Annotated in this window: 17 protein-coding genes and 2 pseudogenes; 16 read left to right on the forward strand and 3 right to left on the reverse strand. The window is 69.1% G+C overall.

Going from position 1 to position 25,425, the window contains the following annotated elements:
* Positions 1–619 precede the first annotated feature (619 nt).
* The 11 genes and pseudogenes from CG747_RS37800 (at position 620) to CG747_RS37845 (ending at position 13,967) form a co-directional block, all read left to right on the forward strand.
* The gene (locus CG747_RS37800) at positions 620–1,090 is read left to right on the forward strand and encodes a ComEA family DNA-binding protein (protein ID WP_257981004.1); all 471 of its coding nucleotides are present in this window, start codon (positions 620–622) and stop codon (positions 1,088–1,090) included.
* Positions 1,087–3,246, forward strand: a pseudogene (locus CG747_RS37805) (ComEC/Rec2 family competence protein); the annotation flags it as partial. The gene CG747_RS37800 and the pseudogene CG747_RS37805, both read left to right, overlap by 4 nt.
* 117 nt (positions 3,247–3,363) lie before the next feature.
* On the forward strand, positions 3,364–4,827 hold the full coding sequence (locus CG747_RS37810; protein WP_100606414.1) for a site-specific integrase: 1,464 nt from the start codon (positions 3,364–3,366) through the stop codon (positions 4,825–4,827).
* A 101-nt stretch (positions 4,828–4,928) separates the two neighbouring features.
* Entirely contained in the window at positions 4,929–6,740 is a 1,812-nt protein-coding gene (locus CG747_RS37815) for a hypothetical protein (protein ID WP_374701869.1), read from the forward strand.
* Positions 6,737–8,821, forward strand: coding sequence for an integrase (locus tag CG747_RS37820; RefSeq protein ID WP_100606416.1), 2,085 nt, complete (start codon positions 6,737–6,739; stop codon positions 8,819–8,821). The genes CG747_RS37815 and CG747_RS37820 overlap by 4 nt, the downstream gene beginning before the upstream one ends.
* Positions 8,818–9,264, forward strand: a complete 447-nt coding sequence (locus CG747_RS37825) for a hypothetical protein (protein WP_100606417.1) — start codon at positions 8,818–8,820, stop codon at positions 9,262–9,264. Before CG747_RS37820 ends, CG747_RS37825 begins: the two co-directional genes overlap by 4 nt.
* A gap of 165 nt (positions 9,265–9,429) precedes the next feature.
* Positions 9,430–10,239, forward strand: a complete 810-nt coding sequence (locus CG747_RS47590) for a hypothetical protein (RefSeq protein ID WP_146022226.1) — start codon at positions 9,430–9,432, stop codon at positions 10,237–10,239.
* 66 nt (positions 10,240–10,305) lie between these two features.
* Positions 10,306–10,800, forward strand: a complete 495-nt coding sequence (locus CG747_RS37830) for a winged helix-turn-helix domain-containing protein (RefSeq protein ID WP_100606418.1) — start codon at positions 10,306–10,308, stop codon at positions 10,798–10,800.
* A gap of 161 nt (positions 10,801–10,961) precedes the next feature.
* Positions 10,962–11,918, forward strand: a complete 957-nt coding sequence (locus tag CG747_RS37835) for a CAP domain-containing protein (RefSeq protein WP_100606419.1) — start codon at positions 10,962–10,964, stop codon at positions 11,916–11,918.
* 337 nt (positions 11,919–12,255) lie between these two features.
* A pseudogene (locus CG747_RS50145) lies at positions 12,256–13,063 on the forward strand (ComEC/Rec2 family competence protein); the annotation flags it as partial.
* 130 nt (positions 13,064–13,193) lie between these two features.
* Positions 13,194–13,967, forward strand: a complete 774-nt coding sequence (locus CG747_RS37845; protein WP_100606420.1) for an arylamine N-acetyltransferase — start codon at positions 13,194–13,196, stop codon at positions 13,965–13,967.
* Positions 13,968–14,070: 103 nt separating this feature from the next.
* Here CG747_RS37845 and CG747_RS37850 read toward each other — a convergent pair whose 3' ends face one another.
* Positions 14,071–14,325 (reverse strand): hypothetical protein, encoded by a 255-nt coding sequence (locus CG747_RS37850; RefSeq protein WP_100606421.1) that lies wholly within the window; start codon positions 14,323–14,325, stop codon positions 14,071–14,073.
* Between the two features lie 161 nt (positions 14,326–14,486).
* Here CG747_RS37850 and holA point away from each other — a divergent pair, with 161 nt between their 5' ends.
* Entirely contained in the window at positions 14,487–15,470 is a 984-nt protein-coding gene (gene holA / locus CG747_RS37855) for a DNA polymerase III subunit delta (protein ID WP_100606422.1), read from the forward strand.
* Between the two features lie 752 nt (positions 15,471–16,222).
* On the opposite strand, the gene rpsT is transcribed toward holA, so the two are convergent.
* Complete coding sequence (rpsT, locus tag CG747_RS37860) at positions 16,223–16,489, reverse strand: 30S ribosomal protein S20 (RefSeq protein WP_100606423.1); 267 nt, start codon at positions 16,487–16,489, stop codon at positions 16,223–16,225.
* A gap of 312 nt (positions 16,490–16,801) precedes the next feature.
* On the opposite strand from rpsT, the gene lepA reads away from it, so the two are divergent.
* The 4 genes from lepA to hemW all read left to right on the forward strand — a co-directional run bounded on the left by lepA (position 16,802) and on the right by hemW (position 24,865).
* A complete protein-coding gene (gene lepA, locus CG747_RS37865) occupies positions 16,802–18,676 on the forward strand; it encodes a translation elongation factor 4 (protein WP_100606424.1) in 1,875 nt (624 codons plus the stop codon).
* A gap of 249 nt (positions 18,677–18,925) precedes the next feature.
* Positions 18,926–20,815 (forward strand): long-chain fatty acid--CoA ligase, encoded by a 1,890-nt coding sequence (locus tag CG747_RS37870; RefSeq protein ID WP_100606425.1) that lies wholly within the window; start codon positions 18,926–18,928, stop codon positions 20,813–20,815.
* Between the two features lie 238 nt (positions 20,816–21,053).
* Positions 21,054–23,162 carry a SpoIIE family protein phosphatase gene (locus CG747_RS37875; protein ID WP_100606426.1) on the forward strand — a complete coding sequence of 703 codons (2,109 nt, stop codon included), beginning with the start codon at positions 21,054–21,056 and terminating at the stop codon, positions 23,160–23,162.
* 470 nt (positions 23,163–23,632) lie between these two features.
* A complete protein-coding gene (hemW, locus tag CG747_RS37880; RefSeq protein ID WP_100606474.1) occupies positions 23,633–24,865 on the forward strand; it encodes a radical SAM family heme chaperone HemW in 1,233 nt (410 codons plus the stop codon).
* Positions 24,866–25,116: 251 nt separating this feature from the next.
* On the opposite strand, the gene CG747_RS37885 is transcribed toward hemW, so the two are convergent.
* Complete coding sequence (locus CG747_RS37885; RefSeq protein WP_180985878.1) at positions 25,117–25,392, reverse strand: DUF1876 domain-containing protein; 276 nt, start codon at positions 25,390–25,392, stop codon at positions 25,117–25,119.
* Between the last annotated feature and the right edge of the window lie 33 nt (positions 25,393–25,425).

Below are 25,425 nucleotides of genomic sequence, written 5' to 3' on the forward strand. Positions count from 1 at the left end.
AGTGCTCGGGGGTGGTGTTGAGGGGATCGGTGCGGACGGGGGCGGGGCGGGCGGGGCGGGTCCCGGGGCTGGCGGTGTGGGCGGCCCAGTTGAACTGAGGGCGTCGGGCCTTTCGAGCGCGTTGAGTCCTCCGAGTCCTCCGAGTTCTTCGAGTCCTTCGAGCGCTTCGATTCCTTCGAACGATTCGAGAGCTTCGAGTGCGTTGGAGGGCCCGGGGGCTTCGGATGGTCCGGGCGGTGGTCGTGGTCCGTTCGATGCGGGGGACACGCCGTCGTACGCGCACCGTGGGCCGCCGCCTCGTGCACATGATCCGTCGGGTGTGCGTCGGCTGGGGCGTTGGTGGCCGGCGGTGCGTGAACGGCTGCCGTTATGGCTGCAGTTACGGTGCGGCACGGATCCGAAGGCGTTGGCCGCATTGGCCTTGATGCTGCTGGTGGGCGTGGGCTTCGCCGTCCAGCACTTCTGGGCGGCGCGTCCGGAGCCGGTGCGTGCGCCGGATGCCGAGCGGGCGGTTGTGGCGCCCGGCCCCGGTGCCCGCTCGCCGGCCGCGCCGTGGTCGTCGGCGCATGCCTCACCCCAAGGCTCGGCAGCGGGTGGACCGCCGGGGGGCGCGGGCCGGATGGTGGTCGTGGACGTTACGGGTAAGGTCCGGCGACCTGGGATTCACCGGCTGCCCGCGGGGGCGAGGGTGACCGATGCCTTGGAGGCGGCGGGCGGGGTGTCGCGTGGGGCGGACCTCCGTGGCTTGAACCGGGCGCGGCTGCTGACCGACGGTGAACAAATCGTGGTCGGTGAGGAGGGCGCCGGCGCCGCGGCTGGCCAGGGCAGTGGTGGGCAGACTGGGGCCGGTGGTGCGGGAGGTGCGGGAGCGGGCAGTGGGGCGCCGGGCTTGGGGAGCGGTCCGCTGAGCCTCAGTACGGCGACGGAGCAGCAGCTCGATGCCCTCCCTGGGGTGGGCCCGGTCCTGGCACGTCACATCATCGAATTCCGTACGCAGCATGGCGGGTTCACCTCGGTGGATCAGCTTCGGAGGGTGACCGGAATCGGTGAGCGTCGGCTCGCCGACCTGCGCCCCTTGGTGGCGCCATGACGTCGGCGGGGGAGGGGGAGAGCTCGGCCCGTGGGGCTGTGACCCGTGGCGTCGTGGCACATGGAGCTGCGGCGCGTGGGGCTGTGACCTCGGCGGATGGTGGGACGACGGGAGGCGCCGCGGACGAGGGCCGGAAGGGCGCGTCATCCGGCACGGCGGAGGCCCGTCCGGAGGGGCTCGCTGACCTGCGGCTGGTCGGGCCTGCTCTGGCGGCATGGGCGGCGGCAGCGATCGCCCTGGGGGCGCCGGGGGGTGCGGTGGCCATCGGCTGTGCGGTGGCCGGGGTGGTCGCGGCACTCGCGCTGTGGCGGGCCCGGACGGTTGCGTCTGGGCACGGCGGCCGGTCCGCGCGGGAACGGGGCCTGGCGCGCGGCCGGTCCGCCGGAGCACTTGTGGCGCTGGCGGCGGTGTTGCTCTGCGCCGCGGCGGGGGCCGCGTCCGCCGCGCTGCACGCCGCGGACGTACGGCGCGGGCCGCTGCCCGGCTGGGCCCAGCGGTATGCACAGCTCACGGTGGACCTGGAGGTGACCGACGATCCCCGGATGACCCGGCCCAAGGTGCGCGGCTCACAACGGACGCCGCCGGCACTGGTGTTCACCGCCGACGCCGTCCGCGTCACAGCACCGGACGGCACGGCCACCGCCGTCCACACCCCTGTGCTGGCTGTGGTGCAGCAGCGCGAAGCGGAGGGCGCGAAAGACGCAGGTGATGCAGGCGATGAGGGAAATGCAGGTGATGAGGAAGGTGTGGGTGATGCCGGTGATGTGAGGGGAGCGCGGCCGGGGCGGCGGGCCGACAGAGGGCAGGGAGGGTTGTCGCCGGAGTGGCGGGGGCTGCTGCCGTCGACCCGTATCCGGGTCGTGGCGCGTGCCGCACCGCCGCTGCCGGCGGCGGACCGGACGGCCGCGGTGCTGCGGGTCACCGCTGAGGGGCCGCCGTCCGAGGTGGGGCCGCCGTCCGCCCTCCAACGGCTGGCCGGGAGCCTGCGCGCCGGACTGCGTGAGGCGACCGACGGGCTGAGCCCGGACGCGCGTGCGCTACTGCCGGGCCTCGTCGTAGGTGACACCTCGCGGGTGCCGCCGGATCTCGACGACGCCTTCAGCACCACCGACCTGACGCACCTGCTGGCCGTCTCCGGCAGCAATCTGACCATCGTGCTCGCCCTGCTGATCGGCCCACCACACCTAGCCGGCCGGGCCGAGCGTCGGGGACTGGCACGGCATCTGGGGCTTTCGCTGCGAGGCACCGCCCTGGCCGGTGGAGTGCTCGCGCTCGGCTTCGTCGTCGTGTGCCGTCCGGACCCGAGCGTGTTGCGGGCCGCCGCCTGCGGACTGATCACGTTGCTCGCCATCGGCACCGGGCGCCGCCGCTCACTGCTCCCCGCGCTCGCCACCGCCGTGCTGCTGCTGGTCCTCTACGACCCCTGGCTCGCCCGGAGGTACGGCTTCCTGCTGTCCGTCCTGGCGACCGGTGCGCTGCTGCTGCTCGCCCCGCGCTGGAGCGCTGCCCTGCAACGTCGCCGGGTGCCGCCCCGGCTCGCCGAGGTGATCGCCGCCGCGGCCGCCGCCCAGGCGGTCTGTGCACCCGTCGTCGCGGTGCTCGCCGCGCGGGTGGGACTGGTCGGCGTGCCCTGCAACCTGCTCGCCGAACTGGCTGTGGCCCCCGCGACGATCCTGGGCTTCGCGGCGCTCGCCGCCGCCCCCGTCGCCCTACCGGTCGCCAAGGCACTCGCGTGGTGCGCGGGTTGGCCGGTCGAGTGGATCGCCGGTGTCGCCCGTACGGGGGCGGAGTTGCCGGGTGCGGAGGTCGGCTGGCCCGGCGGCTGGGTGGGCGGGCTGCTGCTCGCCGCCGCCACCGTGGTGCTGCTGGCGGTCGGCCGCCGGGCGTTGCGGCGCCGGTGGCTGTGCGTGCTGTGCGCGTTGGCCCTGGTGCTGGCGGTGTGCCGGCCCGCGCCGCTGACCCGTGTGCTGACGGGCTGGCCGCCACCGGACTGGCGGGTCGTGGCCTGCGATGTGGGCCAGGGGGACGGACTGGTGCTGGCGGCCGGTGACGGTACGGCGCTGGTGGTGGACACCGGGCCCGAGCCCCGCGCCATCGACCACTGCCTGACCGGACTGGGCGTCCACCGGATCCCGCTCCTCCTCCTGACGCATTTTTTCTTTCCGCTGTTTCAATCTGTCTCATGAGATGTGTGGTTCAGTCTCGTTCCGTTGCGGTGGTACGAGACACGCGAGCCACGGGAGTTCGTCTCGGGCGCTTGGGGAGGAGCGAGGGTGGATCTTGCCTTCGTGCAGTCCAGGAGACTGGAGAGGTTCCTGGACAGTGAGGTCATCTCCGCGGGGGCGGTGGCTGCTCTGCTCGAGCGGCGCGGTGTGCTCGACGGGACGCCGGTGTTCCTCGACGAGGAGACGCAGATGCCGGTGCCGGCGCTGTGTGAGTACGGCCGGTATCTGTCGACGTCGTTGTTGGATGAGGGCACGCTGAAGGACTACGGGCGGGCGGTCGGCAGAGCGGACAACTACCTGGCGGAGCTGGAAAGTGATGTCCTGTCGGCGAGTGAGTCCGACCTCGTTGCCTACCGCAGCTTTCGGACTCAGCGGCAGAAGAAGCCGATCGGCTGGCATGCGTGGAGCAAGGACTCGCTCGTCCTGGACGATCTCTACGGCTTCCTGGTCGACCGCAAGATCCTGTCGCAGCGGCCGGTCCGGGTGGCGGCGCGGGGACGCAACCCGCTGGCGCCACGCGTCCGGGTCGGCATGGACATCCGACACCTTACCTTCGAGCAGTACCGTTATTTCCGCGACGTGGGCCTGGGCGGACAGCTGCCAGACGCCCGGGTGGACCCGGCCTTCCGTGGGTGGTCGCCGCTACGCAACCGGGCGGGCTCGGATATCGCCCTGGGGTCGGGAGGACGGTGGCGGGAGTGGTCGACGGTGCTGCTTCCTGAGATCGGGCTCTGGCCGGGAATGCCAGGTGGGGCCGCCGAGTACACGGTCCAGGCCTGCGCGAAGTACGGCAAAGCCCGCACCGTCTATGTCCCCGAGGACGCCGTCGCTTCCGCCGATCTGTTCTGCCTGCTGGAGAGACCAGACATCGTCCGCCGGGCGGCCCGGACCCTGGAGCGCAAGGCCCGTGACTTGTTCGTGGTCGGCGAGGTCGACGTCGCCGGAGGCCGGGTGCGGGGCGTCTTGGACGGTGTCGTGCGCGAGTACGAGATGTCCGCCATGGACGCCAAGCTGCGGCGGATCACCGTCTACGAGGGCGAGTTCGGCCTGGAGGCACTGACCTTGTTCGTCTGTCGCGGCGGCCTCATGCCGGGGGCGGATGCCTGGAAGGGCTACCGCCACCGGGCCTGGACGCGCATGACGGATCTCGCTGACCGAACCACGCCGCTCCTGCCACCTCGGCGCTGGAGATGGCACGACCTGAGACATACATACGCTTTGCGGCTTTTGACCTATCTGGAGAACCTCATGGATGGCGAGGAGCCGGACCTGCAGGCCCGCCGTTGTCGGCACCGTTCGTACTTGACCGGGCATATCCGACACAACCCGCTGCTGATCGTCAGCCGCAGGCTCGGTCACTCGAGCCCAGAAACCACCTACGAGTACCTCCAGTACACGGACGACCTGATCAACGAGTTCGAGGCCGCGTTTGCCGGCTGGGTGGGCGACGACGAGTCGACCTACGCTGAGATCGCCTCGCACGCCCTGTCCGGCACGAAGGGCGGCCGCTGATGCAGAGGCGTAAATCGGGTCGGACCCGGCAGGAGCGTGAACGGTTTCTGGCGGCTCTCGCTAACCCGGTGCCCCCGGGAGGCGTCGGCCCACGGGTGGTCATGGGGAAGGACCGGCTCCTCGCCGTCGACCCTGTGAGATACCGCTGCTCGCAGCTTGCCGCTCAGTTGGCTGACGAATGGGTCGAGTATGTGGCAGCCACTGGCGTCACCGCGCACGCCCAGGTCTATGACACGGCCATTGACCGCTTCTGCCGACACGTGGATGAGCACCTCGGTGCCCGCGCGACGGGTGTATCTCTCGCGGCCAGTGGTCTCTTCGACTTGCTGGTGGGGTGGGAGCTGGCTCTGTCAGAGGGCTACGCCGAGGGGTCGATGAGGCCGCGGATGATCTCAAGTGCACTGCGGACCCTGATCGTCCGCAGAGACGATCACGCCGAGCGTTTGGTCGATGCAGATTTGGCCCGTCTGGCGCGTGGAACCGCGCTTATCGGCTGGGGTGAGACTACGGAGCGCGACGAGTTCAAGCGCAAGGAGAAGAGAGCCATCGTCCGCGCCGCCTGGCAGAGTGCCCACGACACCCGCAGGCGCCTGCGGGAGGGCTGGGATCTCGCTGAGCAAGGACGCCATCCCATGAGCGGCAGCTGGACCAGGATCCCGGACCTGCTCTGGGGGCTGTCCCGCGACGAGATCACACCGGATGACATTCGGGTGAACATGCCGCCGGTGCGGCAATGGTCTCCGGAATTAAGGGACTTGGCAGTCGGGAAAGCGGGCTTCCTCCCGCAGTTCGCGCGGATCCAGCTCTGCCGATGGCTTTTCCGCCAGCTCTATCCGTTCACTCGAGAACTGCACGCCTTCCGCGTCCTGCTGATGGATGCGACCGGCTATGCCTCGGAGGAAGTGACCGGGTTCGGTGAGTCCGATGTGGAGTTCCTTCCGAAAGGTGTCCGCCTCACACTGCTCAAGAACCGCGCCGGGCTGCTGCGGCACCGGGCCTTCCGGGACAGGGGGGCCGCAGAGAGCGAGGGGCAACTCACCGTGGACTGGCCGCGCCGTGAGGCCAGCGAGGTGGTCAGGCAGCTCTTGGCCGTCACGGCACGTGTCCGCGCGAAAGCCCCGCATGTGACCGACACGCTTTTTGTCAGCGGATCAGTCCGGAACGGATTCGATCCCTATTTCGGCGCTTGGGCACCCGACGCTCGCGGCGGCTCGTTCGGCGAGTGGCTGGATGTGATGGGCATCGAGGTTGAGGGCGACCGCCATATCGGGCGCATGCGCAAATCGGTCAAGGTCGAGAAGGCCATCGTCACCGAGGGGCGTGTCGACGCCGCCGCCGACGATCACACCGAGGAGACCTTCGCCAACCATTACGCCCAGGGCACCACGCTGCGGATCCTGTCCGGGCGGACGATCACCACGGCCCAGCAGCACTGGTTCGACAAGGCCCTGACCCGCGTTGACGGGCCGACCGCGGTCACGCCCGGCGCCGCCGGCGAGGTCGATCAGGGCCAGCTGATGAAGTCCGGTCTGTCCGCCGAAGAAGCCGAGGCCATCCTGACCGGCCAGCTCGATATGGGCGTCTCCCACTGCAAGAACCCCTACGAGTCTCCCTTCAGCCTGCCCGGCGAACTCTGCGCCGTCGCGCCACTGCGCTGTCTGGAATGCCGAAACGCCTGGATCCTCCCCTCCAACCTGCCGCAACTGCTGCTCTTCTATGACCACCTGAAGCACTTGCGTACACGGCTTACCCCGCAGATCTTCGCCCGGCTTTGGGGGCAGAGCTGGGTGAATCTGAAGGCAATCTTGGACGACCGCACGCCCGAGGAAGTCACCCAGGCGCGCAAGCACATCGCCGCTGGCGACGCCGTGCTTGATCTGCCCCTGAGCGCAAACACGGAGTTCGACGCATGAGCCAGCTTCTTCTGCCTCAGCAGCGATGGCCGTCAATCTTCGGAGATGGCGAGCCCGTCGTTCAGGGCCGTGCCCTGCTTCCAGGAGCCCGCGTTTCCCGCTTCGGCGACACACATATGTGGGATTTCAACGGCGTTTTGAAACGCCCTGCCAATCTGGCTCCGAGCGAATGGAAGGTCCTATTCGGCAACGAACTGGAGGATCCTTATTGGAATCTACTGGCACGTGAGTTTCTTATGATCACGTTTAACCAGCAGTGCCTGTCGGTCCTGAAGGCAGGCGTTTCGCTGGGCGCCTCCGCAAATCCGAGAACCTTGCCCCAACTGGCCTCGCGCCTGCGGACGCTGGTCAGCTGGGCTCGCAGGACCGGCCGTCCACCGCACGCGGATGCTTGGACCGTCGATGACTTGCGTCAGCGCATCACCGATATGGTCTCCGACGGCAGCGCGGCCGATACCGTGCGGGGACATGTCAGCGCCTTGAAGAACCTGGCACTCGTTGAACCTGCGCTGAGTCTGCCTTGGCCGGTCGGTGACCCTTGGCCGGGCCAGAGCGCACGCGAAGTTGCCAAGCTCAGGGGAGGGAAAAGGGTCTCCACCCCTACCGTTCCGCCCAGCACGTGGTTCCCGCTGATCCGCGCGGCCTGGGCCTACATCCACACGTTCGCTCCGGACGTCCTGCGCGCCGACCAGCAGCTGCGCGGGCTTCGTGACGCTGCGCGAGTGTCACGGCAGGGCTTCGATCAGCGACTCGCCGAGTGGCTCGCCGATGCCCAGAATCTGGTTCCCACCCATACGCCGTCGTCCCAATGGCCTGGAATCCAGGTGAACTGGAAGCTGCTGGCGCTCGTCCTCGGCTACAAGCCCGTGCACAGTAAGGCATTCAATGAGCGATCCGAACTCTGCCGCAGGCGACGTGCGATGGTCCTGGGCGCAGTGGCTAAGGGGCGGACGACGACGAACACCCTAACCGGGGAATTGGTACAGGTCGTCCGCGAAGACGGCAGCACCGGCCCCTGGCACCCCGGAATCGACCCCGAAGCCTTATTCGTCCTGAAGGCGGCTCTGCGCAACGCGGCATTCGTCCTAGTGGTCGGGCTCTCCATGATGCGCGATTCAGAGATCTACGAAATCATGCGCGGAGCCGTTGTCGAGCACTACAGCACTCCGGCCATCTCGTCGACGAAGATCAAGGGAACCGCTAACAGACCCGGCAAACACTGGTGGGTTGCCGATCCCATCGTCGAAGCTCTCGCTATCGCAGAAGCGGTCTCTCTTCATGATGAACGCGTCTTCGCGCCCGCTCACGCCAGTCGGCAGGACGACGGCGTCGTCGACAGCGTCCTCTTGCTCGCTGCGTTCGTGAAGTGCTCGAACGCCGGCAGGGCTTGGTCGGGCCTCGACGAGATCCCCACCACTTACATCCGTCCCCACATGTTCCGCCGCACCATGGCCATGCTCACCGATCAGTTCCCTGGCTCTGAGATCGCCACCGGCATCCAGCTCAAGCACGTCGCCGCCAGAGCTCTGGCCAACACCACCACCCGCGGCTACGCGGCCTCCGACGCAGACTGGGTCAAGTACCTCACCGATGCCCTCGATAACGTGAAGTTCCGCAAGATCAAGAACCTCTACCAGCACCACACCGCAGGCGAGGAGATCGGGTTCGGGCCCGGGGCCGAACGCGTCAAGGACGCCTTCGACCAGATCACCGCCACCGTCAAGGCCCGGAACGGCGACGCCCGTACTGCCGACGCCCTCTTGCGCACCACACGGATCCACATCCGCTTCGGCATGCTCAACAACTGCACCGCCGACCACACCAACCCCGTCGGCGCCGTCTGCCTCGAGAACGCGATCGTCCCCGAAGGCCATGTCGGCCCCCTCGACGAACGCTGCCGGCCCGACCGATGCGCCAACAGCATGATCGGCCCCGAGCACCTGCCGATCTACGACTCCCACCAGCGCAAACAGCTCCAGCTCATCAACAACCCCTCCACGCCCCCCTGCCGCCGCGACCTCGCTGAACGCGAACTGGACATCACCCGCAACGTGCACAAGATGGCAGGTCAGGCCCAGTGACCTACCCCGCCGACATCCCCGAAGACCCAGTCAGCCCCAAGACCGCCGCCGCGCTGCGGGCAGCGATGACCCGCCTCTTCGACGGCCGCCCGCAACGGACCGACGGACGTCTCACGAAAGAGAACCTCTACAAAGAAGCCCAGGTCAGCCGCGCGACCATGAACCGCGCGCAGGCGATCCTGACCGAGTGGGACGCGCATCTCGCTGTCCACGGCAAGGTCACCCCCGGTGAGGCCAAACGCGACGCGACCATCGCGGACCTCAAGAAGCGCCTGACCGCGAAGACCCAGGAATGCACACTCCTGGAGAACAAACTCAAGGCCGCCCACACCGCGATCGCCGCCCTCTTCCACGACAACGAAGCCCTACGGCAGCAGCTCGACAGGGACGTCTCAACCACCGTCACGCCTATCCGCCCCCGCGGCCCTCGCCAAGGCCGCTGAAGGCGGAAGCAGGGGTGCGCTCCTCTCACCTCGATGAACTCACGCACGGGGACCGCGAGATGCGCAAGCGGAACCCGTCGAATAGCATTTGGAAAAGAGCGTTCCGTAACTCCTGGAGGGAGAGGAGTCCGACCGCATTCCTGGCCTCGTTTGGGGAGGCGCTCGATGGAAAATCCGCTTCCACGAAAGGCCATTCAGGGGCTTCTGGTTCTGCTCGCGCTTGCCGTGATCGCGGGGTTGATTTCTCTGCAGGTCATCCTCTACGGGGCGAAGAAAGATAGCTGGAAGCTGCTGATTCCAGGCATGCTTGCAAGCTTGGTTGCCGTTCTAATTGTCTACGTCGTTTCTAAGACGATTCTCCGGTCAACGCAGGCATTCCTCTCTAATGAGGCAATCGAGGATTTGAGCGGCAGGATAGTGAGCTCTGTAGAGCGAGCGGCAGTCGCTAGGCAGGGTGCCTACGCTCTGATGTATAAGTGGTACGAAATACCTTGGAGAGATTTGCTGGCAGGAGCCTCGCAGGTCGACGTAGTCGCTTCTTATATGGATACATGGGTAAATCATGTATCCAATTCCCTTAGAGCCGCTTTCGATCACGGGTGTGTCGTGCGTATGTATCTCCCTCTAATTGGAAGCGATGCTGCTCGACGGGTGAGTGAACGTTTTCCCGAGTACGACAGTGAGGGGATTAAAAGTAAAATTAGAAACACTCCGGCGAAAATGCAAACCCTGAGGGGTGATCCATCCTCTCGTAAGGGAAAGCTTGAAGTTTGGTCGACGAGAACTTTTTGTATGTGGTGCTTGGTCTTGATAGATCGCCGATGGCTCATAGTGGACCCATTTGATCACTTTCGACGTGGCGCCATTGAAGGTCCCGGTTTCGTGATTGACCTGGAGCAGAACCCTGAGTGGCTGGCATGGGCGGACAAGGAGCTATCTGGATTCAAAAATACAGGAACCAAAGAATCTTTCTAGAGATCTTTAACGGTGCGGGTTACGTCGGGTCGTGACGGCTGTCGTGGGCCGCGCTATGCCGGGAGAATGAGGTATCCCGATGGCGGTGGATTGACGACCGAGGAACGAGCTCGGCGTGAGCAAGTTAGGCTCGCAGCCGCTGGCTTGATCGAAGCCGGGGCCAGTGACCGGGAGGTGGCCCGGCGGTTCAGGGTGACCCGGATGTCGGCGAACCGCTGGCGGCGGGCGTTGGCTTCGGGCGGTCGGCAGGCCCTGGCCTCCAAAGGTCCAGGCGGCGCCCGCTGCAAGCTCGACGTGGGACAACTCGGCCTTTTGGAGACGGTGTTGGACGCCGGCCCGGCCGCCTCCGGCTGGAGTGACCAGTGCTGGACGCTGGCCCGGATCGCCGAGATCGTGCGCCGCCGGTTCGGCGTCGAGTACACCCTGGCCGGGCTGGACCTGCTGCTGCACCGCAACGGCTGGAGTGTGCAGGTCCCCTCCCGCAAGGTCACCGAGCGGGACGAGGCGAAGATCGCCGCCTGGAGCGCGAGCAATGCCAGCCCAGCGTCGGCCTGCGGGTAACGGCGCCTTGCCGAGACAGGATCATCACGCAAACCGGCTACTGACGAGTCGTACGGCCGTCTGAACTCGGTAATTCCGCCCGCTCGCACGGGCTCGCCTCGTGCGTCATCCTGGGAACGTAGCCATGAATCCACGATGTCCTTGCAGCGACGAGGTGGCACATGGAGGCCAACGGTCCTGTTGCCAAAGTCTTGGAGGTTCAGGTGACTGCCCGCGATGCGCGCCCTTGCGGTAAGTGCCAGGTTATGATGCTGGATGACTTTCCGGAGAAAGGCGCATGCCCTGTCGGTGGCGGACATAAAGCATACGGCTACTTGTTCGGATTTGCGGCCGGTGCGCCAACTCCCACCGCCGAGACGAACTGGTTTTTCTGTGACAAATGCTATTCCCTGTTCCTTAATAGGTTTGCAGAGAAAGGTATTTGCCCTGCAGGTGGCGGCCATGAAGCGAGTGGCCCTAATCTACTCGTTCCATTCAATGGCGTAGATGATCATGTACATCAGACGAATTGGCGTTTCTGTGACCGGTGCTATGCCTTGTTCTTCAACGGCTCTGGTGGGGGCGTGTGTCCTGCGGGTGGCGCACATCTGGTCAAGTACAGCTTTGATTATGTGATAGACCACTGGACGGACGAACCACAAGACTCCATGGATAATGAGGAACTCAAACTTTGGCTCCTCGTGAACGGGATCCGCACCGAGAACGGATTGCCGCAGGTGGAGATTGACGTACGGCTCGTTGCTGCAGCCCGCGCTCACAGTCAGGATCTTGCCAACAATCCCGACAGAGCGGGACAGTCGGGCCTGTGGCGGCAAGTGTGGAACGGTTTTCCCGGTCACGTAGGGTCGGACGGCAGCACGCCACCGGATCGGATTGAACGAGCTGTTGGTTCGCCCGGCGGTGAGAATGTCTACGTTGGATGGTTTTCCGGAAACGTCACCCCGCCTAGCCCTCAGGATGCACTCAACTGGTGGGTGGGGGAACCGTCTCACAAGGCAAATATCCTCAACCCCAGTCATCGGCACACGGGTCTTGGCATAGCGTATGGAGACGGTGTTTCTCCTGACGGCGTACAGCTGACCTACTTCTACTTCACGCAAGACTTCATGGACGCGTGAACGTCTCTTTACCGTTACTGCCGCTCGTCATCCAATGACTCCTGACAGGTGTCGACAGGGTGAGAGAAAGCCGAAGCCGTGTAGCTTGAAGCCGCGGGCCGCCATCGCGGTCACGATGGCGGCGCCTTCATAGATGGAGCAGGGCAGCCCCCCGGACTTTGACGAGACGTGGGTCCGCCCTTCTAGCGGCCCAACTCGGTGGATCAAATCACTGCCACCTCGGCGCAGTCAGCCGGCACGCAGGCGTTCCAGTGGCCAACCTTTACCTTAAGTGCCAGGCCAGACACATCGCTTGCTTTGCACCAGATGTCTCATGAGACACACTGAGCGCGAAGAACATTTTCACGCCGACCACGTGGACGGCCTGCCCGGGGCGTTGCGCGGCCGTTCGGTCGGCGCGATCGAGACCACGACGTTCCAAGAGCCGGATGGGCAGGCGAAGTTCGTACGGCGAGTGGCGGCGGGTGCCGGGGTTCCCGTCCTCCGTGCCGTACCGGGGGAGCGGCGTCGCCTGGGCCCCCTGACATGGGAAGTTCTCTGGCCGGTCACTTCCCCGCTGACGCCACAGGCGGATGCGCCGCCGTGGGGAGCTGCGATGCGACGGCCGCAGTCCCGATTGGACCCGTCGATGCCGGTGCTGACGGCCGGTGGCGGCGAGTTCTCCGGACCCAACGATGCCAGCGTCACCTTGCTCGTTCGGACGGGCGGGCTGACTGTCCTGCTACTTGGTGATCTCGAACCGCCGGCTCAACAGGAATTGCTGAGCGCCCATCCGGAGCTGGCCGCCATTGACGTCCTGAAGGTGGCGCACCACGGCTTCCGCCTATCAGGACCCGGAGCTGATGCATCGCCTGATGCCGCGGCTCGCCCTCATCTCTTGTGGCGCCGGAAATCCGTACGGACATCCCGCTCCTCGCACCATTGCGGCACTGCGGGCCGGCGGCACGCTGGTGCTGCGCACGGACACCGACGGTGCCATCGCGGTCGTCGGCACTTCCGGGAAGCTCTCCGCGGTGGTCGGCGGACGCCGGTCCGGAGGCCGATCGTCCCGCGGGCCGTCGCCCAGGAGGCGGCTCAGAGGGCGGCGGGGCAGAGGCCGGGGCGGGGGCCGGTACGGCAGCCCTTTTGAGCCCCACCGAATATGAAGATCCGCTCGGCATGCGGAGGCACTGCGGCGCACGGAGAAGTCTGTGGCACACCGGGAATCCGAGGGGCATGTGCAGAGCTACGCGAAAGGTGGAGAGCTGTGGGACACATGGAGAGGAAGAACATCTGATGGACGACGTCACCGCTGATGCCTACCTCCGGCGGATATCCGCGACCCGACCGACCGTCCCTGACGCGGAGGCGTTGCGTGCGCTGCAACTGAGCCATCTGCGGGCCGTGCCGTTCGAGAACCTCGCCATTCATCTGGGGGAGGAGATCGTGCTGGCGGAGCAGCCGCTGTTGGACAAGGTCGTCGGAGCCCGTCGGGGTGGGTTCTGTTACGAGCTCAACGGCGTCTTCGCGGCACTGCTCAGAGCACTGGGTTATGAGGTCGAGCTGCTGTCGGCGCGGGTGTTCGGGCCCGAGGGGTTGGGGATTCCGTATGACCATCTCGCGCTGCGGGTGCACACGCCCACGGGGCCTCGGCTCACGGACGTCGGCTTCGGGCGGAACAGCCACTATCCGTTGCGGTTGGACAGTGCCGCGGACCAGAACGATCCCGGGGGTGTTTTCCGGATAGCGGAGACGCCGCAGGGCGACCTCGACGTCTACCGGGACGGGGAGCCGCAGTACCGCATGGAACAACGCCCGCGCGAGCTGTCCGACTTCGAGGCGGGGTGCTGGTGGCAGCGCACGTCGCCCCTTTCACATTTCAGGCGGTCGCTGGTCTGTTCGCAGCTCACGGAGACCGGCCGGGTGACGCTCTCCGGGCGCGCGTTGGTGATCACCGGTGCGGATGGCACCCGGAAGGAGCGCGAATTGGACGCGGACGAGGTCCTGCAGGCGTACCGCACCCACTTCGGTATCACGCTGGCCCGGGAGCCGATCCTCGTGAGTGCGTGAGTGCGTGAGTGCGTGAGTGCGTGAGTGCGTGATCGACTGAGCGACTGAGTGTGGGTGGGAGGGCGGGAGGTGGGTGGGGAGGGGAGGGGAGGGGGAAGGAGGGCTACTCGGTCTCGCGCCAGCCTTCGTACTCCGCGGCGAGGGCGTTCAGGCGAGCGGGGTCCTGGGCGGCGTCGGGGTCCTCGACCACGACCAGCCACTGCGCGTCCTCGGCGTCGTCCTCGCCGGCCAGGGCGTCCCGTACCAGCTGGGGTTCCTCGGTGACGCCGAAGCGTTCGGTCAGGGCCGCGGCCACTTCCTCGGCGGCGTCGCGGTCGGGGAGGACGAGTACGTGTCGGCTGTGGTGGGTGTCGTTCACCGGTCCATTGTCGGGTAGCGGTCGGCGGCGCGGCTCCGCGGGACGAGTGCTGCCCCTGGCCCCAGCCGAGCCCGCTCATGCCGCGGCTCCGCCGGGGCGGTCGGAGCGGTTGGCCTTGGGGCGGGCGGGTTTGTCAGTGGGGCGTGGGATGCTGGGACGCGATGGCCAGGAAGACAGCTAACGACGATCCGCTCGCCCCCGTCACGATCGCGGTGGGGCAGGAGGAGCTGCTGCTCGATCGAGCGGTGCAGCAGGTGGTGGCCGCTGCCAGGGCGGCTGACGCGGACACCGATGTGCGGGACCTCACTCCCGATCAGCTCCAGCCCGGCACCCTCGCCGAGCTCACCAGCCCCTCGCTCTTCGCCGAGCGCAAGGTCGTGGTGGTACGCGCTTCCCAGGACCTGTCCGCGGACACCATCAAGGACGTCAAGGCGTACCTCGGCTCGCCCGCCGAGGAGATCACCCTGGTGTTGCTGCACGCCGGCGGCGCCAAGGGCAAGGGGCTGCTCGACGCGGCCCGTAAGGTCGGGGCGCGCGAAGTGGCCTGCCCCAAGATGACCAAGCCGGCCGACCGGCTCTCCTTCGTCCGTGGCGAGTTCCGGGCGCTCGGCCGTTCCGCCACACCGGAGGCCTGCCAGGCGCTGGTGGACGCCATTGGGAGTGATCTTCGCGAGTTGGCCTCGGCGTGCGCGCAGTTGGTTGCCGATGTCGAGGGCACGATCGATGACGCCGTCGTCGCGCGCTACTACACCGGCCGGGCCGAGGCGTCGAGCTTTACGGTCGCCGACCGGGCGGTCGAGGGCCGGGCCGCCGAGGCGCTGGAGGCATTGCGCTGGGCCATCGCGACCGGTGTCGCCCCCGTGATGATCACCAGTGCGCTGGCGCAGGGCGTCCGGGCCATCGGCAAGCTCGCCTCCGCCCCGCGCGGCGCCCGCCCCGGCGACCTCGCCCGCGACCTGGGGATGCCGCCCTGGAAGATCGACCGGGTCCGGCAGCAGATGCGCGGTTGGTCGGCGGACGGCGTTGCTACGGCGCTGCGCGCGGTGGCCGAGGCCGACGCGGGGGTGAAGGGCGGCGGGGACGATCCCGAATACGCCCTGGAGAAGGCCGTGGTGACGATCGCGCGGGCGGCCCGCTCGCGGTAGAGACACGCTCGGTGGAGGCACACGGGGTGGAGACACACGCGGTGGAGCCAGGCGGCGGACGCCGAGGTGGTGCGGGAGGCGCGGGCTAGCGCGCGGCACCAGCCCGCCGCCCGCCGCCCGCCGCCCACCGTCTGCCGCCCGAGTGGCACCCGGCGCCTCACCACGTGCGCGCACAGGCACGCACACACACGCGCCCGGACTCGGCCGCCCCATGGCCTCACCCGGAAGATCATCCCCGCACCCCTGTCACCCCTTCCGCCTTCACCGCCCTCCGCCTTCCCCCTGACTCGCCTCATCGCCGACGCAGGGCACCGCCTCATCCTCAGCCCCGTAGCGGCTTGAGGGTTTTCTTCGCGGCTGGATTTGATGCGGGCGCCGGGCCGTAGGCGGGAGGCTGTGGCGTGGGGAAGGGATGGTTCCGGGTCCCCGTACGGGAGGTGGCGGCGGAGTAGTGGTGGGCGGCTCCGGTGTCGGGTCCGGTTCGGAGTGTTCGATGGTCGCTGCCTGGAGCGGGGTCTTGCGCACGACGAAGAACCCCGCCTCGCCCGGAAAGGGGCGGTGGCGGGGTTCTTCGTATCCAGTTTGGATGGCTGCTCGGCGGGTTGGATACCGCGGAGGAGCCGGGTGCGCCGCACCCGCGTGGCGAACGCAGGCCGTGTGCGGCGCGGTGGTGCACCGACAGGGAGCGGAGAGAGGGGCCGCTGGGTCCCGGACGGCAGGGTGACCGCGTCGGGCGCGGTCAGGCGAAGGGGTCAGCCCTTGAGGGAGGCGACCTTCTTGGCCAGCGCCGACTTCTTGTTGGCGGCGTTGTTCTTGTGCAGAACACCCTTGCTGACGGCCTTGTCGAGCTTCTTGGACGCCAGGGCCTGCGCGGCGGTGGCCTTCTCCAGGTCACCGGCCTCGATGGCCTCGCGGGTGCGACGGATCGCGGTCTTCAGGGAGGACTTGACAGCCTTGTTGCGCTGACGAGCCTTCTCGTTGGTCTTGATCCGCTTCATCTGGGACTTGATGTTCGCCACGAAAGAGCCTTTTCAGGTTCGTTGGAGTTTCGAGTTGCGCCACGTACGAGAGAGGGCACGAAGCGCAGTGGACCAGGTTACCAGCAGGGTTTACGGGCTCCCAAACCGGCCCTCGGTCCCGGCCCCGGTCCCAGCCCCAGCCCAGGACTCATGCCGCCTGCCCCGATATCCGTGCCGCCGCCCGCCCCCACTACCGGCCCACCGCCCCCGCCCCGGATGCCCGTACCGCCCCACCCCCGGCGCTCATGGGACGATGGGGGAGACATCACAAGACCGAGTCCCGCCTACCCGCGTTCACTGAATGGACCCTGCGTGCCCGCGACCCCTACGAACGTGCCGGAGCCGAGCCGTACCGACCCGGCGCTCCTCCGTAACTTCTGCATCATCGCGCACATCGACCACGGCAAGTCGACGCTCGCCGACCGGATGCTCCAGCTCACCGGTGTCGTCGACCAGCGGCAGATGCGCGCGCAGTACCTCGACCGCATGGACATCGAGCGCGAGCGCGGCATCACGATCAAGTCCCAGGCGGTCCGGCTGCCCTGGAGCCCCTCCGAGGGCGAAGAGGGAAGTGGCACGACCCACATCCTGAACATGATCGACACGCCGGGCCACGTCGACTTCACCTACGAGGTGTCCCGCTCCCTGGCCGCGTGCGAGGGCTGCCTCCTCCTCGTCGACGCCGCCCAGGGCATCGAGGCCCAGACCCTCGCCAACCTCTACCTGGCGATGGAGAACGACCTCACGATCATCCCCGTCCTCAACAAGATCGACCTGCCGGCCGCGCAGCCCGAGAAGTTCGCCGCCGAGCTGGCGAACCTCGTCGGCTGCGAGCCCGAGGACGTCCTGAAGGTCTCCGCCAAGACGGGCGTCGGCGTGCCGGAGCTGCTCGACAAGGTCGTCCGCGAGGTGCCGGCCCCGGTCGGCGTCAAGGACGCCCCCGCCCGCGCGATGATCTTCGACTCGGTCTACGACGCGTACCGCGGTGTCGTGACCTACGTGAAGGTCGTCGACGGCACGCTGAACAAGCGTGAGCGCATCCGGATGATGTCCACCGGCGCCGCGCACGAGCTGCTGGAGATCGGTACGAACTCGCCGGAGATGAAGCCGGCCGACGGTCTGTCCGTCGGCGAGGTGGGCTATCTGATCACCGGTGTGAAGGACGTTCGGCAGTCCAAGGTGGGTGACACGATCACCCAGCTCAGCAAGGGCGCGCAGGAGCCCCTCGGGGGCTACAAGGACCCCAAGCCGATGGTGTTCTCGGGGCTGTACCCGCTCGACGGTTCGGACTACCCCGAGCTGCGCGACGCGCTGGACAAGCTCCAGCTCAACGACGCGGCACTGGTCTACGAGCCGGAGACCTCGGCGGCGCTGGGCTTCGGTTTCCGCGTGGGCTTCCTGGGTCTGCTGCACCTGGAGGTCATCCGGGAGCGCCTGGAGCGCGAGTTCGGCCTCGACCTGATCGCGACCGCGCCCAACGTGGTCTACCGGGTGGAGATGGAGGACGGTACCGAGCACGTCGTCACCAACCCCAGCGAGTTCCCGACCGGCAAGATCGACGTGGTCCACGAGCCGGTCGTGCGGGCCACGATCCTGGCGCCCAGCGAGTTCATCGGCGCGATCATGGAGCTCTGCCAGACCCGCCGCGGTGCGCTGATGGGCATGGACTACCTCTCCGAGGACCGGGTCGAGATCCGCTACACCCTGCCGCTCGCGGAGGTCGTCTTCGACTTCTTCGACCAGCTCAAGTCCAAGACCCGCGGCTACGCCTCGCTGGACTACGAGCCCACCGGCGAGCAGACCTCCGACCTGGTCAAGGTCGACATCCTGCTGCACGGCGACAAGGTCGACGCGTTCTCCGCGATCACCCACAAGGACAAGGCGTACGCGTACGGCGTGCGGCTGGTCGCCAAGCTTCGTGAGCTGATCCCGCGGCAGAACTTCGAGGTGCCGATCCAGGCCGCCATCGGCAGCCGGGTGATCGCCCGGGAGACGGTCCGCGCCATCCGCAAGGACGTCCTCGCCAAGTGCTACGGCGGTGACATCTCCCGTAAGCGGAAGCTGCTGGAGAAGCAGAAGGAAGGCAAGAAGCGGATGAAGATGGTCGGCAGCGTGGAGGTCCCGCAGGACGCCTTCATCGCGGTGCTGTCCTCGGACTCCGACGGCGAGAGCAAGTCGAAGAAGTAGCGGCCGCAGGACGCACGGGCGGGGCGCCGGTTCCTTGGGGACCGGCGCCCCGCGGCGTGTCCGGGCCGGTCGCACGGGGTGCCGGCCGGGCCGCCGGTCAAGCGGGTGTCATGTGCACCTATCGCTCGGGTCACATCGTGAACCAGTCGGGCGCAGCCCCTTACATGGCGGCGTCACGCGTTCTAGTCTGATCACTACTCAAAGGTTACTCGCGAGTCACCAGCAACGAAGCGGGCCCCGGAGGACGCCGTGACCGACACTCACACGCTGATCGACAACCGGCCGCCTTCGGTGGCGACCCTGTTCCTGGAGCGGGTCGCGGCCACACCGGACGCCGAGGCGTACCGCTACCCCGTCCCCCCTGCCGCGGGCACGGGACCGGACGACTGGAAGGTGCTGACCTGGGCCGACGCCGCCGAGCGGGTGCTCGCCGCATCCGCCGGGCTGATCGCGCTGGGTGTACGCCCCGAGGAGCGGGTGGCACTGGCCGCCAATACCCGGGTGGAGTGGATCCTCGCCGACCTCGGCGTGCTCTGCTCCGGCGCCGCCACCACCACCGTCTACCCCTCCACCAACGCCGAGGAGACCGCGTTCATCCTCGCCGACTCCGGCAGCCGGGTGCTGATCGCGGAGAACGCCGGACAGCTCGCCAAGGCCCGTGAGAAGCGCGCCGAGCTGCCCGAGCTGGCACACGTCGTGGTCATCGACGAGACCGACGCGCAGCCCGCCGAGGACGACCCGGAGGGCTGGGTGCTCTCCCTCGCCGAGCTGGAGAAGCGCGGCACCGCCTACCTGGAGCAGCACCCGGAGTGCGTCAAGGAGCGGGTCGCCGCACTCCGCGCCGACCAGCTGGCCACCCTGATCTACACCTCCGGGACCACCGGCCGCCCCAAGGGCGTCCGGCTCCCCCACGACTGCTGGTCGTACATGGCCGGCGCCATCCAGGCGACCGGGATGGTCACCGCGGACGACGTGCAGTACCTGTGGCTGCCACTGGCGCACGTCTTCGGGAAGGTGCTCACCGCCGGGCAGATCTCCGTCGGGCACGTGATCGCCGTGGACGGCCGGGTCGACAAGATCATCGAGAATCTGCCGGTGGTCCGGCCGACCTATATGGCCGCCGTCCCTCGGATCTTCGAGAAGGTCTACAACGGCGTCGTGGCCAAGGCCCGGGAGGGCGGCGGCGCCAAGTACAAGATCTTCCAGTGGGCGGCCGGGGTGGCCCGCGAGTACGCCAAGGCGTCCCAGGACAACTTCCGGCGCACCGGCAACGCCTCCGTACCGTTCGCACTGGCCGCCAAGCACAAGGTCGCCGACGCCCTGGTCTACGCCAAGCTGCGGGAGGCGTTCGGCGGCCGGCTGCGCGCCGCGATCTCCGGCTCGGCCGCCCTCGCCCCCGAGATCGGCTACTTCTTCGCCGGCGCCGGCATCCACGTCCTGGAGGGCTACGGCCTGACGGAATCGAGCGCCGCCAGCTTCGTCAACCCCGGCGAGGCGTACCGCACCGGCACCGTCGGCAAGCCGCTGCCCGGCACCGAGGTGCGGATCGCCGAGGACGGCGAGATCCTGCTGCGCGGCCCCGGCATCATGCAGGGCTACCACGGCCTGCCGGAGAAGACCGCCGAGGTCCTGGAGGAGGACGGCTGGTTCCACACCGGCGACATCGGCGAGCTGTCCCCGGACGGCTACCTGCGGATCACCGACCGCAAGAAGGACCTGATCAAGACCTCCGGCGGCAAGTACATCGCCCCCGCCGAGGTGGAGGGCCAGTTCAAGGCGATCTGCCCGTTCGTCTCCAACGTGCTGGTGCACGGCGCCAACCGGAACTTCTGCACCGCCCTGATCGCCCTGGACGAACCGACCATCCTCAAATGGGCCGAAGGGCACGGCCTGGGCGGCAGGACCTACACCGAGGTCGTCGCCAGCAACCAGGTCCGCGCGCTGATCGACGGCTACGTGGAGCGGGTCAACGAGGGGCTCCAGCGCTGGCAGCAGATCCGCAAGTTCCGGCTGCTGCCGCGCGACCTGGACATCGAGCACGGGGAGATCACCCCCAGCCTCAAGCTCAAGCGGCCGGTGGTGGAGCGGGCGTTCAAGGACCTGCTCGACGAGATGTACGCCGGGGCGCGGGAGGCGTAGCGACGGGGCGGGGCGGGCCCTGCGCGCACGGGGCCGGGAGCAGGGCGGACGCGGTCCGGGCGGACACCGGGCGGACACCGGCCGGGACCGCGGGCCAACTGTCGCGCCGCGTCAGCCGAATTGACCCCTCTGACCACGCACTTCCGTGACTCACCGTTTATGAGTGGGCTCGTTCTGTCACTCTGGCGGTGGCGCATCCGGCGCCGCTGGGGAACTGCTCGGGAGTTGCTCAATGAGGATGACAACTTCGGCCGGACGGAACGACGTTGCCGGGGCCGCCGCCCGCTCCCTGCGGGCCACGCTGCCCGGCGACCCGCGGGCCGCGGCGGCCGCGCGACAGTTCGTCCGGACCGCCTTCGCGGACTGGGCCGAGCGGCGGCTGCCCGGCGCCGACCGGCTCACCGACCGGTTGGCGGACGAAGCGGTACTGCTGGTCAGCGAGTTGGTGACCAACGCGGTGGTGCACGCGGGCACCACCGTCGAGCTGCTGTGCCGGCTCGACCCCGCCGAGGAGCCGGTGCCGCACCCCGACGACCCCCCGGACGCCGTCCCCGAGGAACCGCCCCGCCCCGGCCTCGTCGTCGAGGTCTCCGACCGGCACCCCACCCAGCCGGTGCGGGCCCGCGAGGACACCGGCGCCTACGAGGGCGGCGGCCACGGGCTCCGGCTGATCAGCGCGGTGGCCGACGCCTGGGGCGTCACCTACCGGCGGTCCATGAAGACGGTGTGGTTCCGGCTGCCGGTCGGCGGCCCGGACGTCGCCTGGCCGGAACCGGAGACCCCGGATGACGCCTACGACGCCTACGAGGCATACGACGCGTACGGCACCTGTGACGCCTACGACACCTGCGACACCCGCGATGCCCACGGCGCCTACGACACCTATGGCGCCCTCGACGACCAGAGGTTCCGGCGGGAACTGCGGGCCTCCGAACTCCTCGCCCCGGTGCCGCGCCGCGCCGCCCCGCCCGAGGACCGCCCCGTACGGGACCGCGGCGGCGTCGACAGCGGGGCGCTGTCCTTCCTGGCGGAGGCGTCCGACCTGCTCTCCGGACAGCTGGACGCCGACCAGGTCGCGTCGCTGGCCTGCCAACTGATCGTCCCGCGGCTCGCCGACTGGTGCGCGGTGTGGCTCCACGACGGCGACGGCGGCGCCCCCGGGCGCGGTCTCAGCGAGGACGGCGAGGCGCCGCGGCTGGCCCGGGTCTGGCACCTGTCCGAGGGCCGGATCGACTCGCTGCGGACCGCCCTGGAGAAGGAACCGCCGGGCCGGTGGGCCGACGGCGGCACCGACCACCGTCCGGCCCCGGTGCCCTGGCCCTGGGCGCACGAACCGACCGGCCGCGAACCCGGCGGCGCGGCCCTGGCCTGCCCCCTGGTCGCCGGCGGCCGGCGGCTCGGCACCCTGCTGCTCGGCCGGGCCGGACTGCGGCGCTTCCCCGGCGAGGTGGTCGCCCTCACCGAGGACCTGTGCCGGCGCGCCGCGCGGGCGGTGGCCACGGCCCGCGCCTACAGCCGCCAGGAACGCATCAGCCGGGTCCTCCAGCGCCGGCTGCTGCCCCAGGGGCAGGCCCAGGTGCCCGGCGTGGCGTCCGCGGTGGTCTACGAGCCGCGCGAGGGCGCCTGGGCCGGCGGTGACTTCTGGGACCTCTTCGACGCCGGCGACGACCGCTGGTGCTTCGCGCTGGGCGACGTCTGCGGCAGCGGTCCCGAGGCCGCCGCGGTCACCGGGCTGGCCCGGCCGGTGCTGCGACTGCTGGCCCGCGACGGCTTCGGCGTCGCCGAGGTCCTCGACCGGCTCAACAAGACCATGGCCCGGGAGGCCGCGGACTCCGTCGCCGCGGTCGCGGCGGCGGTGGCGGCGGCCGGCGCGGGCGCCGAGGCCCCCGTGGAGATCCGCGAGGAGGGCGAGCAGGCCCGCTTCCTCTCCCTCCTCTACGGCGAGATCGTCCCGTACCCCGGCGGTTCGGGCGGCGCCCGCTGCACCCTCGCCAGCGCCGGCCACCCGCTGCCGCTGGTCCTCGGCGCCGACGGCGCGGTCCGGGTCGCCGCGGCACCGCAGATGCTGCTGGGCGTCGTCGAGGACGCGACGTACGTCAGCGAGTCCTTCGACCTCTGCCCCGGGGAGACGCTGCTGTGCGTCACCGACGGGGTGACCGAGCGCCGGTCCGGCCGGCGGCTCTTCGACGACGAGGACGGGCTGGCCACCGCGCTCGCCGCGGCGGCCGGGCAGAGCGCCGAAGCCATCGCCGAGCACATCCGCCGCACCGTGCACGCCTTCGGGCCGACCCCGCCCGACGACGACCTGGCGCTGATGGTGCTCCAGGCGGCGGGTGGGTGTGCGTAGGCGGGGGCTATGGGCCGGGCGCCCGTAGGTGCGGGGGCGTAGGGGGTGTCCGTAGGCGGGTGCCCGTAGGGGAGGTCGAACAGGTCTCGTAGGGGGTGCGAGGCCCCCCTGCGGGGCCACAACCGGGCGGGTGGGGGTGGTATTCCGGATCGCCGGATCGCCGGATCGCCGGATCGCCGGATCGCCGGATCCCGTGGCCGTCGGTACCGGTCACGGGCGGGGGCCCGGGGGCGGGCGGCGCCCGGGGTGGCCCTCAGCGCGGCGTCCGTAGCGGCGGAGCGCCTTGGCGGTGTGCCGTGTGTGCCGTGTGTGCCGGGGCCGCCGACCGGTTCCGCCCCGCCCCACCGGCGCCGTCCCGATCACCCACCGGCTCCGGCTCGTACCGCCGACCGGCTCCCTCGGCATCGGGACCGCACGCCGGGCCAGGGACCGCGGACCGGCACCGTCCGGCATGACGGACAATGGACCTCATGCCTTCCGCACTGCCAGATGGTGAGCCGATGCCCGAGGACGGGGCGCTGCCCCGCCATGCGCTGACCGGTGCCGCCCAGCGGCCCCTCGGCTTCTATCTGCACGTGCCGTACTGCGCCACCCGCTGCGGCTACTGCGACTTCAACACCTACACCGCCAGCGAGCTGCGCGGCCCCGGCGGCGCCCTGGCGTCCCGGGAGAACTACGCCGACACCCTCGTCGAGGAGGTCCGGCTGGCCCGCAAGGTGCTGGGCGACGACTCCCGCCCGATCGAGACGGTCTTCGTCGGCGGTGGCACTCCGACCCTGCTGCCCGCCGCCGACCTCGGCCGGATGCTGGCCGCGCTGCGCGACGAGTTCGGCCTGGCGCCCGACGCCGAGATCACCACCGAGGCCAACCCGGAGTCGGTCGACCCGCGCTATCTCGCCGAGCTGCGCGCGGCCGGTTTCAACCGCGTCTCCTTCGGCATGCAGAGCGCCCGGCAGCACGTCCTGAAGATCCTCGACCGCACGCACACCCCGGGCCGCCCCGAAGCCTGCGTCGCCGAGGCCCGCGCGGCCGGCTTCGCGCACGTCAACCTCGATCTGATCTACGGCACCCCCGGCGAGTCCGACGACGACTGGCGGGCCTCGCTCGAAGCCGCCACCGACGCCGGCCCGGACCACATCTCCGCGTACGCCCTGATCGTCGAGGAGGGCACCCAGCTGGCCCGCCGGATCCGCCGCGGCGAGGTCCCGATGACCGACGACGACGTGCACGCCGACCGCTACCTGATCGCCGAGGAGCACCTCGCCGCCGCCGGCTTCTCCTGGTACGAGGTCTCCAACTGGGCCACCACCGAGGCCGCCCGCTGCCGCCACAACGAGCTGTACTGGACCGGCGCCGACTGGTGGGGCGCCGGCCCCGGCGCGCACAGCCACGTCGGCGGCGTCCGCTGGTGGAACGTCAAGCACCCCGCCGCGTACGCCCAGGCCCTCGCCGAGGGCCGCTCCCCGGGCGCCGGCCGGGAGCTGCTCGCCGCCGAGGACCGCCGTGTCGAGCGGATCCTCCTGGAGCTCCGCCTCGCCGCCGGCTGCCCGCTCTCCCTCCTCGCCCCCGCGGGCGCCCGCGCCGCCGCCCGCGCGGTGGCCGACGGCCTCCTGGCGCCCGGACCCTACGAGGAGGGGCGGGCGGTGCTGACGCTCCGCGGGCGGCTGCTCGCGGACGCGGTGGTGCGCGACCTGGTGGACTGACTGTTCCGCACGCCCGACCGCCCCGACCGCCCTGCCGACGACCCGACTCCGTGCCGACGCCCGGCCGTCACCCGTCACCGCCGGACCAACGGCCCAAGGCCGAAGGGCGAAGGCCCAAAAGCCATCACTCAACGACCAACGCTCAACGACCGTCAGGACCAACGCTCAAGGACCGTCAGGACCAACGACCAACGACCGTCAGGACCAACGACCAACGACCAACGACCAACGACCGTCAGGATCAACGGCCGTCAGTGGGTCAGCGGGTAGGACGTTCGGCCCGACGCCGTGTCGATCTCGTTGTGGGCCTTGGTCAGCAGCTGCATCGCAAGATCGTTGAGGGCCCGGGCTCCGGCGACCTCCTCGCCGACCCGGGGCTGATTCCCGTCGGCCGGGTGGCGGCTGGCATAACCATGGGACCGCACTTCGGTCCCGTCGGGCAGCCGTACCAGCGCGGCGGCCCGGGTGCGGTGGGTGTCCTCCTCGAATTCCAACTCGACGTGCCATCCGACAGCGGTCTTCAACATGGCGGTCACCTCCGGAATCGCTGCTACCAGAGT

This window comes from Streptomyces sp. CB02959, assembly GCF_002803155.1.
In the GTDB taxonomy this organism is placed as follows: domain Bacteria; phylum Actinomycetota; class Actinomycetes; order Streptomycetales; family Streptomycetaceae; genus Streptomyces.